This window comes from Salibaculum griseiflavum, from assembly GCF_003129565.1.
GTDB classification, from domain to species: Bacteria; Pseudomonadota; Alphaproteobacteria; order Rhodobacterales; family Rhodobacteraceae; genus Salibaculum; species Salibaculum griseiflavum.
Map to the genome: position 1 here is coordinate 124,412 of NZ_QETF01000005.1, position 16,211 is coordinate 140,622.

14 protein-coding genes are annotated in these 16,211 nt (G+C 65.2%); 10 read left to right on the forward strand and 4 right to left on the reverse strand.

Features of this window, described 5'->3' with window-relative positions:
* Positions 1–2 precede the first annotated feature (2 nt).
* The 10 genes from DFK10_RS06660 (at position 3) to DFK10_RS06705 (ending at position 11,909) form a co-directional block, all read left to right on the forward strand.
* Entirely contained in the window at positions 3–1,637 is a 1,635-nt protein-coding gene (locus DFK10_RS06660; RefSeq protein ID WP_109387870.1) for an acyl-CoA synthetase, read from the forward strand.
* Between the two features lie 252 nt (positions 1,638–1,889).
* A complete protein-coding gene (locus DFK10_RS06665) occupies positions 1,890–3,056 on the forward strand; it encodes a glycosyltransferase (RefSeq protein ID WP_217810083.1) in 1,167 nt (388 codons plus the stop codon).
* Positions 3,049–3,942 carry a sulfotransferase domain-containing protein gene (locus tag DFK10_RS06670; protein WP_217810084.1) on the forward strand — a complete coding sequence of 298 codons (894 nt, stop codon included), beginning with the start codon at positions 3,049–3,051 and terminating at the stop codon, positions 3,940–3,942. The genes DFK10_RS06665 and DFK10_RS06670 overlap by 8 nt, the downstream gene beginning before the upstream one ends.
* Complete coding sequence (locus DFK10_RS06675) at positions 3,935–5,266, forward strand: lipopolysaccharide biosynthesis protein (RefSeq protein ID WP_109387874.1); 1,332 nt, start codon at positions 3,935–3,937, stop codon at positions 5,264–5,266. Before DFK10_RS06670 ends, DFK10_RS06675 begins: the two co-directional genes overlap by 8 nt.
* Positions 5,263–6,024, forward strand: coding sequence for a hypothetical protein (locus tag DFK10_RS06680; RefSeq protein ID WP_109387876.1), 762 nt, complete (start codon positions 5,263–5,265; stop codon positions 6,022–6,024). Before DFK10_RS06675 ends, DFK10_RS06680 begins: the two co-directional genes overlap by 4 nt.
* A gap of 91 nt (positions 6,025–6,115) precedes the next feature.
* Positions 6,116–7,021 (forward strand): glycosyltransferase family 2 protein, encoded by a 906-nt coding sequence (locus DFK10_RS06685; protein WP_217810085.1) that lies wholly within the window; start codon positions 6,116–6,118, stop codon positions 7,019–7,021.
* Positions 7,022–7,118: 97 nt separating this feature from the next.
* Positions 7,119–7,586 (forward strand): RrF2 family transcriptional regulator, encoded by a 468-nt coding sequence (locus DFK10_RS06690; protein WP_109387880.1) that lies wholly within the window; start codon positions 7,119–7,121, stop codon positions 7,584–7,586.
* A 164-nt stretch (positions 7,587–7,750) separates the two neighbouring features.
* A complete protein-coding gene (gene recA, locus DFK10_RS06695; protein WP_109387882.1) occupies positions 7,751–8,827 on the forward strand; it encodes a recombinase RecA in 1,077 nt (358 codons plus the stop codon).
* 129 nt (positions 8,828–8,956) lie between these two features.
* Positions 8,957–11,605 carry an alanine--tRNA ligase gene (alaS, locus tag DFK10_RS06700; RefSeq protein ID WP_109387884.1) on the forward strand — a complete coding sequence of 883 codons (2,649 nt, stop codon included), beginning with the start codon at positions 8,957–8,959 and terminating at the stop codon, positions 11,603–11,605.
* Positions 11,606–11,621: 16 nt separating this feature from the next.
* The gene (locus tag DFK10_RS06705) at positions 11,622–11,909 is read left to right on the forward strand and encodes a DUF1330 domain-containing protein (RefSeq protein WP_109387886.1); all 288 of its coding nucleotides are present in this window, start codon (positions 11,622–11,624) and stop codon (positions 11,907–11,909) included.
* Between the two features lie 48 nt (positions 11,910–11,957).
* On the opposite strand, the gene typA is transcribed toward DFK10_RS06705, so the two are convergent.
* The 4 genes from typA to DFK10_RS06725 form a co-directional block, all read right to left on the reverse strand.
* The gene (gene typA, locus DFK10_RS06710; RefSeq protein ID WP_109387888.1) at positions 11,958–13,778 is read right to left on the reverse strand and encodes a translational GTPase TypA; all 1,821 of its coding nucleotides are present in this window, start codon (positions 13,776–13,778) and stop codon (positions 11,958–11,960) included.
* 148 nt (positions 13,779–13,926) lie between these two features.
* Positions 13,927–14,262: a DMT family transporter gene (locus tag DFK10_RS06715; RefSeq protein ID WP_109387890.1), complete on the reverse strand. Its 336-nt coding sequence runs from the start codon at positions 14,260–14,262 to the stop codon at positions 13,927–13,929.
* A gap of 4 nt (positions 14,263–14,266) precedes the next feature.
* Positions 14,267–14,878, reverse strand: coding sequence for a YitT family protein (locus DFK10_RS06720; protein ID WP_109387892.1), 612 nt, complete (start codon positions 14,876–14,878; stop codon positions 14,267–14,269).
* 86 nt (positions 14,879–14,964) lie between these two features.
* Positions 14,965–16,179: an NADP-dependent isocitrate dehydrogenase gene (locus DFK10_RS06725; protein ID WP_109387894.1), complete on the reverse strand. Its 1,215-nt coding sequence runs from the start codon at positions 16,177–16,179 to the stop codon at positions 14,965–14,967.
* Positions 16,180–16,211: the final 32 nt, after the last annotated feature.

A 16,211-nucleotide genomic window follows, 5' to 3' on the forward strand; every position in this document is an offset into this window, starting at 1 on the left:
ACATGACTGGCAACCCCTATGACATCGGCCTGGAGCGGACACCGGCAAATCACCAACCGCTGACGCCGCTTGGGTTCCTGGAACGCGCGGCCAGCGTCTTTCCCGACCATACGGCGATCGTGCATGGCGCCCTGCGCCGAAACTACCGCGACTTCTACGCCCGCGCGCGACAACTGGCCTCGGCCCTGGCCGCGAGGGGCATGCGGCGGGGCGACACGGTTTCGGCGATGCTGGCCAACACGCCCGCCATGCTGGAATGTCATTACGGCGTGCCGATGTGCGGCGCGGTTCTACATTCGATCAACACGCGCCTTGATGCTGCGATCATCGCCTTCCAACTGGATCACGCCATGGCGAAGATCGTCATCGTGGACCGCGAATTTGCGCCCTTGATGAATGAGGCCCTGGCCTTGGCCGAGGTTACGCCACAAGTGATCCAATACGACGATCCCGAATATACCGGCCCCGGCGCCATCGACGGGGCCGAGGATTATGACGCTCTCGTGGCCTCGGGCGATCCAGAGTTTGCATGGCTCGTGCCCGAGGATGAGTGGGACGCGATTTCCATCAACTACACCTCCGGCACCACGGGCGACCCCAAGGGCGTGGTCTCGCACCACCGGGGCGCTTACCTGCTTGCGCAGGGCAACGCGCTGACCACCTCGATGGCCAAGCACAGCGTCTATCTCTGGACCCTGCCGATGTTCCACTGCAATGGGTGGTGCTTCCCCTGGACGTTGTCGGCCATCGCGGGCACCCATGTCTGCCTGCGGCAGGTTCGGTCCGAGCCGATCTGGCGGGCCCTGGCCGAGGAAGGGGTGACGCATCTGTGTGGCGCGCCGATCGTCATGTCCCTGATCGAAAGCGCACCGGCCGAGGAAAAGCGCGCGCTTGATCGCCGGGTGCAGTTCTTCACGGCCGCCGCTCCGCCGCCCGAAAGCCTGTTGGCCAGCATGGACGCCGCCGGGTTCGACGTGACGCATCTTTACGGTCTGACCGAAACCTACGGCCCGGCCGTGGTCAATGAATGGCATGGCGATTGGTCGGACCTGTCCGCTGGGGAACAAGCCCGGCTGAAAGCCCGGCAAGGCGTGCGCTACCTGCCACTGGAACAACTGGACGTGCTGGACCCCGAGACGATGCAGCCCGTCCCCCGCGATGGCGAGACCATGGGCGAGGTCATGTTCCGCGGCAATGTCGTGATGAAGGGTTATTTCCGCAACCCGGAGGCCACGCAAAAGGCCCTTTCGGGCGGCTGGTTCCATTCGGGTGATTTGGGTGTCGTGCATCCCGATGGCTATATCCAGCTCAAGGACCGGTCCAAGGATGTCATCATCTCGGGGGGCGAGAACATCTCGTCCATCGAGGTCGAGGAGGCGCTTTACCGGCATGCGGCTGTCGCCGTGGCGGCGGTTGTCGCCATGCCGCACGAGAAGTGGGGCGAAACCCCTTGCGCCTTTGTCGAGCTCAATGCGGGCCAGGACATTGACGAAACCACGTTGCGCATGTGGTGCCGCGATCACCTCGCGCCCTACAAGGTGCCGGGCCGTATCGTTTTCGACACCATCCCAAGAACATCGACCGGAAAGATCCAGAAATTCGCCCTGCGTGAGCGGGCCGCGACCATCGCTCCCTGACAAGAGCGTCGCGTGCGGCCGTTGTGCGGCAAGCGTGGCTTTTGATCCGGCGGCTTGCGTTGCGAACGGGTCTGGCCATTGCGGGCCTTTCAGGGCGTCGAAAAGAAGACAGCTCGCCTCATGAGTGTTGAGTAATCGGTAAAGTTGTGCATTTTCATCTTGACGCACTTTAAGATGGATTATCATGAACCACGGCGCCCCCCAGATCGACACGCCGAGACCGGTGCCAGGCGGCGCGGCGCCGGGGCGCTGATGCGGATCCTGTTCGCCACCACCGTTTTGCCCCATGAACGGCGCACCGGCGGTGAAATCGCCACGCTGAATTTTCTGGAGGCGCTGACCGCCCTTGGCCATGAGGTGCACGTGGTAGGGTATCGCCGGCCCGGGGCTGTCGCCGCGCAAGGCAAGGGCTGGATTGATGCGGGCACGCGGCCCATCGAACTGGCCGAGGCTGGTTGGCGGCGCTCTGTCTGGGCGGGGCAGGCGCTGGCCCTGGGCGCGCCGCTGACCAATGTCAAGTTCACCTCGCGCGCCTATCGCAATGCCCTGGCCGCAGCCAAACCGGAGGCCGCCGATCTTCTGGTCCTGGATCACGCCCATATGGGTTGGCTCGACGCGCTGCGGGGCCTGCCGCGCAACCGGATCTTCCTGGCGCATAACGTCGAACATCGGCTCTACAGCACGATGGCAGAGTATCGCGGCGGCCCGGCTGGTTGGCTCTACCGTCGCGAGGCGGCGCTGCTCGAACCGCTGGAACGGCGCCTGTTGCACCGCTCGTGCCAGACCTGGTGCCTGACACGCGCGGATGCAGCGGCGCTTGGGCAATTGTCCCCGGATCCCGGCAGGTTGCGGGTGTTCGACCTGCCCGGACAGGCCGTCGCTGGTGAAGCGTTGGCGATTCCGTCCTACGATATCGGTATGATCGGCAGCTGGAACTGGGAGGTAAACCGCACCGGTCTGCAATGGTTCCTTGACAAGGTGCTGCCGAGGTTACCGAAGGGGCTTCGCATCGCCGTCGCCGGTTCAGGTTCCGAGGGTCTGGATCGGGTCGATCCACGGCTGGTCGGGTTGGGCCGGGTCCCGGATGCGGGGCGGTTCATGCAGGAGTGCCATGTGCTGGCTGCTCCGGCCGTGGTGGGGTCGGGCGTTCAGCTCAAGACGATCGAGGGCATAGCGGCAGGCCGCCCCATGGTTGCGACTTCCGTCGCCTTGCGGGACATCCGGGATGTCCCCGACCATGTCCGGATGGCAGACAGCCCCGAGGTTTTCGCCCGTGCGCTGTGCCATGCGCGTCGGGCAGGGGCGCCGTCGCCGCGGGCTGGCTCGCAATGGCTCGCCCGGCGGCGTGACCGCTTCTTTCGGCAGGTGGCCATGGCGACCTTCGACCTTGGCGTCGCGGACGGGGCCAGCCATGGCTGAAGGCGGTGTCCTGATCAACTCGCTGCCGAAAAGCGGGACGCACCTGCTGGAACGGGCGCTGGAATTGCTTGGCTTGCGCAACTGGGAGGCCACGCGCCCGCTGGTGCGACGTGCCGGGGACAGGCTGGGCCTGACGCCGCCGGCGTTCCTCGACACCCGCAGCGCCGCAGCCTGGCGCCGGGCCCGAATGTGCCTGCCAGGTGCCGATCCGCGCAGTGCTGGCGGGGTCCCGGTCGGGGTCTTCACGCCGCGCTCCCTGGACAAGGCCGCGCTGGCGCGGCGGCTGGCGCCGCGCGCGCCGGGCAGCTTCGTCAAGGCGCATATACCGTATCACCCGATAACCGCTGAACTGATGACCAAGGCCGGACTCCGTTCGGTCACGATCATACGCGATCCGCGGGCGGTCGTGGCGTCGATGGTGCCCTTCGTTCTGGATGCCGGGGGATGGCGGCACTTCCTGCAGGACCGGTTCGCGGCGCTGTGCCCGGAACAGCGGGTGGATCTTGTCATCAACGGCGGGGAAACTGGCCGGGACGGGCTGACGTTGTTGCCCCTGAAACAGGCTATCGAAAGCGTGCTGGATTGGGACACGCACCCCGGCACGCTGCTTGTTCGGTTTGAAGACCTGGTAGGTCCGCGCGGCGGCGGCTCTGCGGCGGCCCAAAGCGCAACATTGCAGGCGATTGCCGATCACCTCGGGTGTCAACTGACCGAGGACAGGCGCGCCCGCATGGCCGGGGTGTTCGACACAACCGCGCCGACCTTCCGGGGCGGGCAGGTGGCAGGCTGGCGAGCGCGCCTGACGCCGGATCAGGCCAACAGGGTGATGGCCGCAATCGGTCCGACGCTGCTGGCTCGGGCAGGCTATGAGGCCGCAGATGGCTGACGCAAAGGCCCCGGGTGGCGGCGTCCTGCGGGCAAGCGGCCTTGTGGGGGCGGCCCGTGTGGCGACCATGTTTCTGGGCCTTGTCATCAACATGGCTCTGGCTCGGCTCTTGCCGCTCGACACGCTGGGCAGCTTCTTTCTTCTGGCCAGCCTGGTGCAGGTCGCGGCGCTGCTTGCCATGGCCGGAACGACCCACAGTGCGGTGCCGCTTGTCGCACAGGCGCTCGGTGGCGGTCTCGATGCTGGCGGTGTACGCCCCGTGCTGCGTGGCATGGGGGTCTATATCGGCATCGTCCTTCTGGCCGTCTCGGTGATCGGGCTTGCCCAGTTTGACAGGGTTGCCGCCTTTGCCGGTGTGGATGGTGCGGGCCTGCTCCTGGCCGTGCTTGTCCTCCTGTGGCTAGGCGCGCGAACCTGTGGACAGGCCATCGCCCATGGCCTGCGGGCGATGGGGCGCGTGGGGCTTTTCGGCCTGTTCGAGACCTTTCTTTACAACCTTTTGCTGGCCATGGCGTTGCTGGGCCTGCTGGTGCTGGGCGGTTCACCCGGCCTTATAGCGGTGACAGAACTTGCGGCGGGGGCGGCGGTGCTGGCGGGCCTCGCGGCACTGGTGCCGATGCGGCGCGAAACGGCGACATTGCCGGAAAGACCGGGCGTCAGCCTGGCGCCGGTGGTCCGAATGAGCCTTCCGCTCTGGCTGCTCGTTGCGGCCAATGCCGCCCTGGTCGAGGCGCATCTCTGGATCTCGGGCCTGATGGGGTCACCGGAAAGCGCGGCGCTCTTCGGGGCGGCGCTTCGGGTGGCGCGGCTGGTCGCGCTGCCTCTTCTGGCGGTCAATCTGGCGCTTGGGCCTGTTGTCGCCCGGTTGTGGCGACAGGGTGATCTGGCCGGTTTGCAGGCATTGCTGGGCCGCAGCGCAGCGGCCGTCCTTGCGGTGTCGATCCTGTTGCTTGCGGCCCTTGTGCTGGGTGGGCCGGGACTTCTGATCCTGCTTTTCGGTGAGGCCTTCGGACCGGCCTGGCCGGCGCTGCTGATCCTTCTGGCCGGGCAGGCGCTCAATGCGGCCACCGGCTCACCGCTTCTGGTGATGACCGCGACCGAGGCGCAGAGGCCGGCCATGGTGGTCGCGCTGGTCTCGGGTGCGGTGGGTCTTGCCCTTTCGCTGAGCCTTGCGGCGCAAGACCCGCTGCGCGGTGTGGCGTTCGGCGCCGCCGTGGCCGTGGCCCTTCAGAACCTTCTGGCCTTGGGGTATTGCCGCTGGTGGCTGGGGCTGCGAACGCAGCCCACGCTGGTCGCCCTGAGGCGCCAGGAGGCCAGCCCGTGATCGACGCCCTCTGGACCCGCCTGAGCCTGCGCCACCGGCCTGCCGCCAATTGCTTCTTGCTGTTTCACAAATGTGGAAACAACTACACGAACGCCCTGCACAGGCTGGACCGGGGGCAGCCCTATGTCCGGGATGTCCGGATGGCGACGGCCCGGCGGATCAGCCGCCCCCGCCCGGGCCGGATCGTGAATTTCCGCTGCCGCAACTTCGATCTGGCCTGTCTTGTCGAACACGGCCTGCTGCATCGGCCCGATGGGCGGTTCGTCGTCTTTACCCGCCATCCCGCCAGTTTCGTGCTGAGCGCGACCCGCTATCACCTGCGCGGCACCGAGGCCTGGGCGCGCCGCACGGCACAACCCCATCTGGGCGGACAGACCCTGACCGGGGCGCTGCGTGCGGCCCCGGATGAGGGCGCGCGCCAGATCATCACCATGACGCATTTTCCGTGGCTCTTCGAACGGATGGTGTCCTTCGTGCCGTGTTTCGAAGAGCGGGCCTTTCTGCGCATCCGCATCGAAGAACTGTTCACCGCTCGGGATCCCGCCTATTACGAGCAGCTTGCCGCCTTCCTGCGGCTGGGGGACCGGGCGGCCTTCAGGCGGGCCCTCATGGCGGCCTCGCCTGCCTTCAAGCCGTCCTTGCCGGATCATGCAACCGGCAGTTTCAGACAGGCCGATCCCGTTGGCGCACTGGCCCCGGCAGCCCGCGCGTATTACGCCGCACATTGGCAGCAATTCGCAGAAAGGCTGGGCTATTGAGACCCGGTCAGCCTGCATATGCCGCGCCGGATGCGCGTCTAGGTCTGATGGCCGGACCCCGGCAAAGGGTGGACAGCGGGGAAGGGCGGAGATGACCGGGCCCGTTCGGATCGCCGTTCTGCTGACCTGTTTCAACAGGCGCGCGCGCAGTCTGGCTGCGTTGGCCGCATTGCACCGGCAGGCGGGGCGCGGCACGGCTTTCGACCTCGATATCTACCTCGTTGACGATGGCAGCACCGATGGCACCGGCCCGGCGGTGCGTGCCGCCTTTCCGAAGGTGACCGTGCTCGAGGGCACCGGCGCGCTCTACTGGAACGGCGGGATGCGGCTGGCCTTCGACCAGGCCATGCGTGCTGGCTTCGACGCGGTGCTGTGGCTCAACGACGATACCGATCTCGATGATGACGCAATCTTCCGGCTGCTCTCGACACAAGCCGCCCTGCGGCGCGCCGGACAGGCCTGCACCGCGATCATGGGCGCGACCCGCGATCCGGAAACCGGGGCCTGCACCTATGGCGGTTTCGTCACCAAATCGGGTTTGCTTTTCGGGCTGCAGCCCGTGGGGCCCTGGCCGGATCACCCCCGCCAGGTTGCCACCACGGCCGGGAATTGCGTGCTGTTATCGTCCGAGGCGGTGGCGCGGGTGGGCAACCTGGGGCCGCGGTTCCTGCATGCCTGGGGGGATGTGGATTACGGGCTGCGCCTGCGCCGGGCCGGCGGGAGCGCCTGGCTCGCGCCCGGCACCCTGGCCAGCTGTGCCGCCAACCCCGACGCCCAGGCCTGGCAGGACGATCCCTCGCTGGGCTTTCGCGAGCGGTGGAGCCGGCTCAATTCGTTTCGCGGGCTATATCCGCCCGATTGGCTCTTGTTCACGCGCCGTCATGGCGGGCCGCTCTGGCCGCTGGCCTGGGCGCGGCCCTATGCCAAGGTCGCGCTCCGGCACCTGCAATTCCGACTGGGCCTGCAGCGTGGAGCCACGCCGCATAGCCGGTCGTGAAACGGGCGCCGCTTTTCTGCCCCGGTCTGATCTGGATCAAGCAAAACCCGCCGCGGATTTGCGACAAAACCCGCATGCGATCCAGCGGACCGATACCATGCGCCTGACCACCCGAACCAACCTCGCCTCTCGCGTGCTGATGTTTTGCGCGGTCAATGAAGGGCGGCTTGTCCGGTCCGGCGAAGTTGCGGAGATCTGCAATGCGTCGGCCAATCACGTCGCGCGGGTGGTGAACCTTCTCCATGCGGGCGGCTTCATCGAAACCGTTCGTGGGCGGACAGGGGGGCTGCGGCTTGCCGCGCCGGCTGACCGCATCTCTATCGGAGAGGTGTTCCGCGTCTTCGAATCGGACATCCCCTTTGCCGAGTGTTTCTATCCGGCCACGAATACCTGCCCGCTGGCCGGCGAATGCCGCCTGCGCCCGGCGCTAAGCCGCGCGCTGGCCGCCTTCTATGCGGAACTGGACAAGGTCACACTGTCCGATCTCGTCAAAGGAAATTGCGGCCTTCACGGCCTTCTTGCCGTGCCGGAGGCGCTGTCCGAGGCCTGCGAAGCGGCGATCTGACGGCCGATACCGGCATCGTAAACCCGCTGTTAACCCTTGCCACGCAAAGTCGTTTCTGAAGATTTTGATTGAAATGTTCTCTTTTTGATCTCATACACGAGAACAAGAGGTGAACGACGCAGCAATTGTCGCCCGTTCTCGGGTGTGAAATAAGGGGTCAAAACATGGCAACGGCAGATCTTCTTCAAATGACAGACAAGGCATCGGCAGACAAACAGAAGGCCCTCGATTCCGCGCTGGCGCAGATCGAACGGCAGTTCGGCAAGGGTTCCATCATGAAGATGGGCGGTGACAACGCCATGCGCGATATCGAGGCGACCTCGACCGGCTCTCTGGGGCTGGATATCGCGCTGGGCATCGGTGGGCTGCCCAAGGGCCGCATCATCGAGATCTACGGCCCCGAGTCCTCGGGCAAGACCACGCTGACCCTGCATGCGGTGGCCGAGGAACAGAAAAAGGGCGGCGTGTGCGCCTTCGTCGACGCCGAACACGCGCTCGACCCGCAATATGCCAAGAAACTGGGCGTCGACCTGGACGAGCTGCTGATCTCGCAGCCCGATACCGGCGAGCAGGCGCTTGAAATCACCGACACGCTGGTGCGCTCGGGTGCGGTCAACATGGTCGTGGTCGACTCGGTTGCGGCGCTGACCCCGAAATCCGAGCTTGAGGGCGATATGGGCGACAGCTCCGTCGGCGTCCATGCCCGCCTGATGTCCCAGGCGATGCGCAAGCTGACCGGCTCGATTGCGCGGTCGAACTGCATGGTCATCTTCATCAACCAGATTCGCATGAAGATCGGCGTGATGTTCGGCAGCCCCGAAACCACCACGGGCGGCAACGCTCTGAAATTCTATTCCTCGGTCCGGCTGGATATTCGCCGCATCGGTGCCATCAAGGACCGCGACGAGGTCGTCGGCAACGCGACCCGGGTAAAGGTCGTGAAAAACAAGGTGGCGCCGCCCTTCAAGCAGGTGGAATTCGACATCATGTATGGTGAGGGCATCTCCAAGAACGGCGAGTTGCTGGACCTGGGCGTCAAGGCCGGCGTGGTCGAGAAATCCGGCGCATGGTTCAGCTATGGCGACGAACGCATCGGACAGGGCCGCGAGAACGCCAAGACTTTTCTGAAGGAGAACGCTGCCATCGCGCACGAGATCGAGGACAAGATCCGTGCGGCCCATGGGCTTGATTTCGACATGCCGCCGGGCGCAGATGACGAGGACGACCTGGTCGAAAGCTGACCGACCCCGCTCCTTGGAAACATCACGAAGGCATCGGCCGCCGCGCCGGTGCCTTTTCCTTTTGCACCCTGTGGACAGTGGCGCGGGGCAGGGCTATTTCTGACCGGCCAGAAAACCCGGGACCGAACCATGACCAGCCTTGCCGATATTCGCAGCACCTTCCTCGACTATTTCCATCGTCAGGGCCATGAGGTCGTGCCCAGCTCGCCGCTGGTGCCGCGCAACGATCCCACGCTGATGTTCACCAATTCAGGCATGGTCCAGTTCAAGAACCTGTTCACCGGGCTGGAACATCGCGACTACAAGCGCGCCACCACCAGCCAGAAATGCGTGCGCGCCGGCGGTAAGCACAACGACCTGGACAATGTCGGCTATACCGCCCGGCACCATACCTTCTTCGAGATGCTGGGGAATTTCAGCTTTGGCGACTATTTCAAGTCCGAGGCGATCCCTTTCGCATGGGAGCTGCTGACCAGGGATTTCGGCATCGACGCCTCGCGCCTGCTGACCACGGTCTATCACACCGATGACGAGGCGGTGGAGATCTGGAAAAAGGTCGGCGTGCCCGAGGACCGGATTATCCGCATCGATACCTCGGACAATTTCTGGCAGATGGGCCCGACCGGCCCCTGCGGCCCCTGCACCGAGATCTTCTATGACCACGGGGATCACATCTGGGGCGGTCCTCCGGGCAGCCCGGAAGAGGATGGCGACCGCTTCATCGAGATCTGGAACATCGTTTTCATGCAGAACGAGCAGTTCGAGGATGGCTCCATGGTGCCGCTTGATATGCAGTCCATCGACACCGGCATGGGGCTGGAGCGGATCGGCGCGCTGCTGCAGGGCAAGCACGACAATTACGACACCGATCTGATGCGCGCCCTGATAGAGGCCTCGGCCCATGCGACCAGCGTGGACCCCGATGGCGACGGCAACGTGCATCACCGGGTGATCGCGGACCACCTGCGCTCGACCTCTTTCCTGATCGCCGAGGGTGTGCTGCCGTCGAACGAGGGGCGCGGCTACGTGCTGCGCCGGATCATGCGTCGTGCCATGCGGCACGCGCATTTGCTGGGCGCCAAGGATCCGGTGATGCATCGCCTTGTTCCGGAGCTGGTCAAGCAGATGGGCGGACACTACCCGGAACTGAGCGAACGGCAGGCCACGATCGAGGAAACCCTGCTGGGCGAAGAGGAACGGTTCCAACAGACGCTGGACCGCGGTTTGAAACTGCTGGCCGAGGAAAGCACCGGGCTGGAAGAGGGGCAGTCGCTGCCCGGGGAAACGGCCTTCAAACTATATGACACCTATGGGTTCCCGCTGGACCTGACGCAGGATGCGCTGCGCGACCGCGGCATCCTCGTCGATACCGACGGGTTCGACGCGGCGATGGCCGAGCAGAAGGCCAAGGCGCGTGCCGCGTGGGCCGGATCGGGCGAGGCGGCGGATGCGGCCGTCTGGTTCGACATCGCCGATGAACATGGCGCGACGGATTTCCTGGGCTATGACACCGAGAAGGCCGAGGGCCAGATCATCGCCATCGTCAGCGGGTCCGACCGGGCCGAGGCCGCCAGATCCGGCGAGACCGTCCAGATCGTCTGCAACCAGACGCCATTCTATGCCGAAAGCGGGGGGCAGGTGGGGGACAGCGGCACGCTGACCACCGATACCGGCCGCGCGACGATCACCGACACCAAGAAGGCCGCCGGGGTCTTCATTCATTTCGCCGAAGTGACCGAGGGCGAGATCACGCGGGGGCAGGGCGCCGAGCTGGAGGTCGATCATGGCCGCCGCACGGATATCCGCGCCAACCACTCGGCCACACACCTGCTGCACGAAGCTCTGCGCGAGGCGCTCGGCGATCATGTGGCGCAGCGCGGCTCGCTGAATGCGCCCGACCGGCTGCGGTTCGATTTCAGCCATGGCAAGGCCATTTCGCTGGACGAGATGCGGCAGATCGAACACCGCGTGAACGAGATGATCCGCCAGAACAGCCCGGTCACCACCCGGATCATGACACCGGACGATGCCCGCTCGCTGGGCGCGCAGGCGCTCTTTGGCGAGAAATATGGCGACGAGGTGCGCGTTGTCTCGATGGGTAAGGCCGATACCGGCAAGGGGCTGGATGGCCAGACCTGGTCGATCGAACTGTGCGGCGGCACCCATGTGCGCCAGACCGGCGATATCGGGGCCTTCGTCTGCCTCGGTGACAGCGCGTCAAGCGCCGGGGTGCGACGTGTCGAGGCGCTGACGGGGCAGGCGGCGCTTGACTACCTGTCGGCGCAGGATCACCGCCTGGCCGAGGCGGCGCTGATGCTCAAGACGCAGGCCGCCGAGGTGCCCGAGCGCATCAAGGCGCTGATGGACGACCGCAAGGCGCTGCAGAACGAGGTGGCGCAACTGCGCCGTGAACTGGCCATGGGCGGCGGTGGATCGGCCGGGCCAGAGGCCAAGGAAATCAATGGAGTATCCTTCAAGGCTCAGGTGCTTTCCGGCGTCACCGGCAAGGATCTGCCGGGCATCATCGACGAGATGAAGGGCCAGATGGGCAGCGGCGCCGTGTTGCTGATCGCCGATACCGGCGGCAAGGCCGCCGTGGCGGCGGGCGTCACCAAGGACCTGACCGACAGGGTCAGCGCCGTGGATTTGGTGCGCGCGGCCGTCGCCGAACTGGGCGGCAAAGGCGGCGGTGGCCGCCCCGATATGGCCCAGGGCGGCGGCAAGGATGCCGCCAATGCAGAGGCGGCGATCGCCGCTGCCGAACAGGTTCTGCAATAAGGGAGGGAGCAACGCCATGCCCGCACTCTGGATCGCCCACGTGACCGTTACCGACCCCGAGTCCTATGGCGAATACGCTAAGCTCGCCGGGCCGGCCATCGCCGCCCATGGGGGCAAATTCCTCGCCCGGGGCGGGCGGTTCGTCCAGCTGGAAGGCAAGGAACGCCCGCGTAACGTCGTGGCGCGCTTTCCGTCGGTCGAGGCGGCGGTGGCGTGCTACAACAGCCCGGACTATCAACAGGCCCTGAGCCATGCGCGTGGCGCGTCGGAACGAGACTTGATGGTCCTCGAAATCGACGAATAGTCATTCGCCCGGCGGCAGGGCCGGGCGAACGAATTTCCGGAAATCGGTTCAGCCTGCCGCCTTGGCGTGGCGCTTGCGTTCGTGCGGGTCGAGGTAACGTTTGCGCAGGCGAATGGCGTTCGGCGTTACCTCGACCAGTTCATCATCGTCGATATAGGCGATGGCCTCTTCCAGCGACATCTGAACCGGCGTCGTCAGGCGCACCGCCTCGTCCGTGCCGGAGGCGCGCACATTGGTCAGCTTCTTCCCCTTCAGCGGGTTCACTTCGAGGTCATTGTCGCGGGAATGTTCGCCGATGATCATGCCGGTATAGACATCCGTCTGGGCGCCGATGAACATCTTGCCCCGGTCTTCGAGGTTCCACAGGGCGAAGGCGACCGACTGGCCGTTCTCCATCGAGATCAGAACCCCCTGGCGGCGGCCGGGGATCTTGCCCTTGTGGGGCACCCAGCCGTGGAAGATGCGGTTGAGCACACCGGAGCCGCGCGTATCGGTCAGGAATTCGCCGTGATAGCCGATCAGTCCGCGGCTTGGCACATGGGCGACGATGCGGGTCTTGCCGGCCCCGGCCTGTTTCATCTCGACCAGCTCGCCCTTGCGGGGGCCGGTCAGTTTCTCGATCACCGCGCCGGAGTATTCGTCATCCACGTCGATGGTGACTTCCTCGACCGGTTCCATGGTCTGGCCGTCCTGTTCCTGGAACAGGACGCGCGGGCGGGAGATCGACAGTTCGAACCCTTCGCGGCGCATGTTCTCGATCAGCACGCCCATCTGCAATTCGCCGCGTCCGGCCACGTCGAAGGCCTCGCCGCCGGGCGTATCGGTGACCTTGATGGCGACATTGGTTTCGGCCTCTTTCATCAGGCGCTCGCGGATGACGCGCGACTGCACCTTCTTGCCGTCGCGGCCCGCCAGCGGGCTGTCATTGATGCCGAAGGTGACAGAGATCGTCGGCGGGTCGATGGGCTGGGCCGGGATCGCCTCGGTCACTTCGGGAGCGCAGATCGTGTCGGCCACGGTGGCCTTGGCCATGCCCGCGATGCTGACGATATCGCCGGCGACGGCTTCGTCGATGGGTTGCTGGGCCAGGCCCCGGAAGGCGAGGATCTTCGAGACCCGGAAGCTTTCGATCCGGTCGCCCTCGCGGCTGAGCGCCTGCACCGTGGCGCCGGGCTTGAGGGTGCCGCTTTCCACGCGGCCGGTGAGCAGACGCCCGATGAAGGGGTCGGCGCCCAGGGTGACCGCGAGCATCGAAAAGGGCGCGTCCTTGGCCGCGATCTGTTTCGGTGCGGGAACATGTTCGACGATAAGGTCGAAGAGGGCGGTCAGGTCCTTTTGCGGTCCGTCCAGCTCGGTATCGGCCCATCCGGCGCGGCCCGAGGCATAGAGATGCGGGAAATCCAGTTGGTCCTCGTCGGCGTCCAGCGCCGAGAAGAGGTCGAACACCTCGTCCAGCGCGCGGTCGGGTTCCGCGTCGGGCTTGTCGACCTTGTTTAGCACCACGATCGGGCGCAGGCCAAGCGCCAGCGCCTTGGAGGTGACGAACTTGGTCTGGGGCATCGGGCCCTCGGCGGCATCGACCAGCAGGACCACACCGTCGACCATGGAGAGGATGCGTTCCACCTCGCCGCCGAAATCGGCGTGGCCGGGGGTGTCGACGATATTGATGCGCGTGTCGCCCCATTCCACCGATGTGGCCTTGGCCAGGATGGTGATGCCGCGTTCGCGTTCGAGGTCGTTGCTGTCCATGGCCCGTTCGGCCACGGCCTGGTTTTCACGGAACGCGCCCGATTGCTTGAGCAGTTCGTCCACGAGCGTAGTCTTGCCGTGGTCGACATGGGCGATGATGGCGATATTGCGCAGGTCCATTTGGGTGTCCTTCGGAAGAGTTGCGCAGGCCTTATCCGCTGTCCGGTCAAAAGGCGAGGGGGCGTTTTCAAATTGTCTGCTGCGCAGGCAGGTTTTGTGTGATTGGGGCCCTGCCCCAAACCCCGGAGTATTGCCGGCGAGATGAGAGTCAGTGGGTGGCGGTCTGGGAGAAGAGCTGGATGATGACGATCCCGGCGAGGATCAGGCCGATGCCGATGATGGCCGCCAGATCGAGCGTTTGCCGGAAGGCAAGCCAGCCGATCAGCGCGATGAAGACGATGCCCAGCCCGGACCACATGGCATACATGATGCCGACCGGCATGTATTTCAGGGTCAGCGAGAGCAGGTAGAAGCTGATCGCATAGGCTACGACCACGAGCGCCGAGGGCCAGAGCCGCGTGAATTGCTGGCTGGCCTGCAGGGCCGAGGTGCCGATGGTTTCTGCGGCGACGGCCAGCAGCAGGAAGAGGTAGTGCTTGGGCATGTTTCTAGCGTCCCGTGTAGCGATCGTGGCGGTGATTGGTGGCGATGATCAGGTTGGCGACCACGGCCCCGGCCAGCGAGAAGAGCACCATGCGGGGGGCGAGGATGGCGAAGGCGGCGGCGAAAAGCGCGGCGTCGAAGGCAAGTTGCACATAACCGGCCCGGAACCCGGTGCGGTCCTGTATGACCAGTCCCAGCACGCCCACACCGCCAAGCGAGGCGCCGTGGCGGAAAAGCACGATCAGGCCAAGCCCGGTCACGGCGCCCACCAGCAGGGCGCCGAGCACCGGGTCAAGCTGCTCGAAGCGGATCAGGGACGGGAAGGTTTCGGCCATCACGGACACCAGGGTCACGCAGATCACGCTCTTGACCACGAAACGTTTGCCCAGCCGCACCCAGCCCAGCCAGTAGAAGGGCAGGTTGAGCGCGAAGAAGATCGCCCCGAAAGACCATCCGGTGACGTAGGAAAGCAGCACCGCCAGCCCTGCCGTCTGCCCGGTGATCAGGCCCAGATGGGTCAGCATGGTGACCCCCAGCGCACACATGGCGGTGCCGAGTGCGAAGGCTTGCGCGTCTTCCAACGCGGTATGGGGTGTGGTGGAACTTTCCTGAGCCATGGCCGTTGCGCTAGGGCAGGATAGCCCCGGTGTCAAAACGAAAAAGGGCCGCCCCTTGGGACGGCCCGACCCGGAATGCGCGGCGCTCAGCCTGCCAGCGCCTTGTTCAGGTTCTCGTCGATCTTCTCAAGGAAGCCCTCGGTCGTCAGCCAGCGCTGATCTGGGCCGACCAGAAGGGCCAGGTCCTTGGTCATGTAGCCGCTTTCGACCGTGTTCACGATGACCTTTTCGAGGGTCTCCGCGAAGGTCTTGAGCTGCGCGTTGTCGTCGAGTTTGGCCCGGTGCTTGAGCCCGCCGGTCCAGGCGTAGATCGAGGCGATGGAGTTGGTCGAGGTCGCCTCGCCCTTCTGGTGCTGGCGGTAGTGGCGGGTGACGGTGCCGTGGGCGGCCTCGGCCTCGACGATCTTGCCATCGGGGGTCATCAATTGGCTGGTCATCAGGCCAAGCGAGCCGAAGCCTTGCGCGACGGTGTCGGACTGCACGTCGCCATCATAGTTCTTGCAGGCCCAGACGAAGCCGCCGTTCCATTTCATCGCGCAGGCGACCATGTCGTCGATCAGGCGGTGTTCGTACCAGATGCCGGCCGCGTCGAACCTGTCCTTGAACTCCTCGTCGAAGACCTGCTGGAAGATCTGCAGGAATTGGCCATCATACTGTTTCAGAATGGTGTTCTTGGTCGACAGGTAGAGCGGCCAGCCCATGTTCAGAGCGTAGTTCATCGAGGCGCGGGCGAAGTCGCGGATGCTGTCGTCGAGGTTGTACATGCCCATGTAGACGCCGGACGAGGGTGCATCGTAGACCTCTTCCTCGATCACGGTGCCGTCCTCGCCAACGAATTTCATGCTGAGCTTGCCGGGGCCGGGGAATTTCATGTCCGTGGCCCGGTACTGGTCGCCGAAGGCGTGGCGGCCGATCACGATGGGCTTGGTCCAGCCGGGGACGAGGCGCGGCACGTTCTTGCAGATGATGGGCGCCCGGAACACCACGCCGCCCAGGATGTTGCGGATCGTGCCGTTGGGGCTGCGCCACATCCTTTTCAGGCCGAATTCCTCGACCCGGGCCTCGTCGGGGGTGATGGTGGCACATTTGACCGCGACGCCGACCTCCTTGGTCTTTTCGGCGGCGTCGATGGTGATCTGGTCCTCGGTGCGGTCGCGTTCCTCGATCCCGAGATCGTAATAGAGCAGATCGATGTCCAGATAGGGCAGGATCAGCTTGTCCTTGATGAACTGCCAGATGATGCGGGTCATCTCGTCGCCGTCCATTTCGACGATGGGGTTGTCTACCTTGATCTTCGACATCGGGCTCTCCGGATGGGGTTGGGAATGAAAAT

Bases quoted from the DNA above. Each gene is read 5' to 3' on its own strand.
- recA (WP_109387882.1), top strand. From the start codon at position 7,751: ATGGCAACGGCAGATCTTCTTCAAATGACAGACAAGGCATCGGCAGAC.
- DFK10_RS06665 (WP_217810083.1), top strand. From the start codon at position 1,890: ATGCGGATCCTGTTCGCCACCACCGTTTTGCCCCATGAACGGCGCACC.
- DFK10_RS06715 (WP_109387890.1), bottom strand. From the start codon at position 14,262: ATGCCCAAGCACTACCTCTTCCTGCTGCTGGCCGTCGCCGCAGAAACC.
- DFK10_RS06685 (WP_217810085.1), top strand. From the start codon at position 6,116: ATGACCGGGCCCGTTCGGATCGCCGTTCTGCTGACCTGTTTCAACAGG.
- DFK10_RS06675 (WP_109387874.1), top strand. From the start codon at position 3,935: ATGGCTGACGCAAAGGCCCCGGGTGGCGGCGTCCTGCGGGCAAGCGGC.
- DFK10_RS06720 (WP_109387892.1), bottom strand. From the start codon at position 14,878: ATGGCTCAGGAAAGTTCCACCACACCCCATACCGCGTTGGAAGACGCG.
- alaS (WP_109387884.1), top strand. From the start codon at position 8,957: ATGACCAGCCTTGCCGATATTCGCAGCACCTTCCTCGACTATTTCCAT.
- DFK10_RS06660 (WP_109387870.1), top strand. From the start codon at position 3: ATGACTGGCAACCCCTATGACATCGGCCTGGAGCGGACACCGGCAAAT.
- DFK10_RS06705 (WP_109387886.1), top strand. From the start codon at position 11,622: ATGCCCGCACTCTGGATCGCCCACGTGACCGTTACCGACCCCGAGTCC.
- DFK10_RS06670 (WP_217810084.1), top strand. From the start codon at position 3,049: ATGGCTGAAGGCGGTGTCCTGATCAACTCGCTGCCGAAAAGCGGGACG.
- DFK10_RS06690 (WP_109387880.1), top strand. From the start codon at position 7,119: ATGCGCCTGACCACCCGAACCAACCTCGCCTCTCGCGTGCTGATGTTT.
- DFK10_RS06725 (WP_109387894.1), bottom strand. From the start codon at position 16,179: ATGTCGAAGATCAAGGTAGACAACCCCATCGTCGAAATGGACGGCGAC.
- typA (WP_109387888.1), bottom strand. From the start codon at position 13,778: ATGGACCTGCGCAATATCGCCATCATCGCCCATGTCGACCACGGCAAG.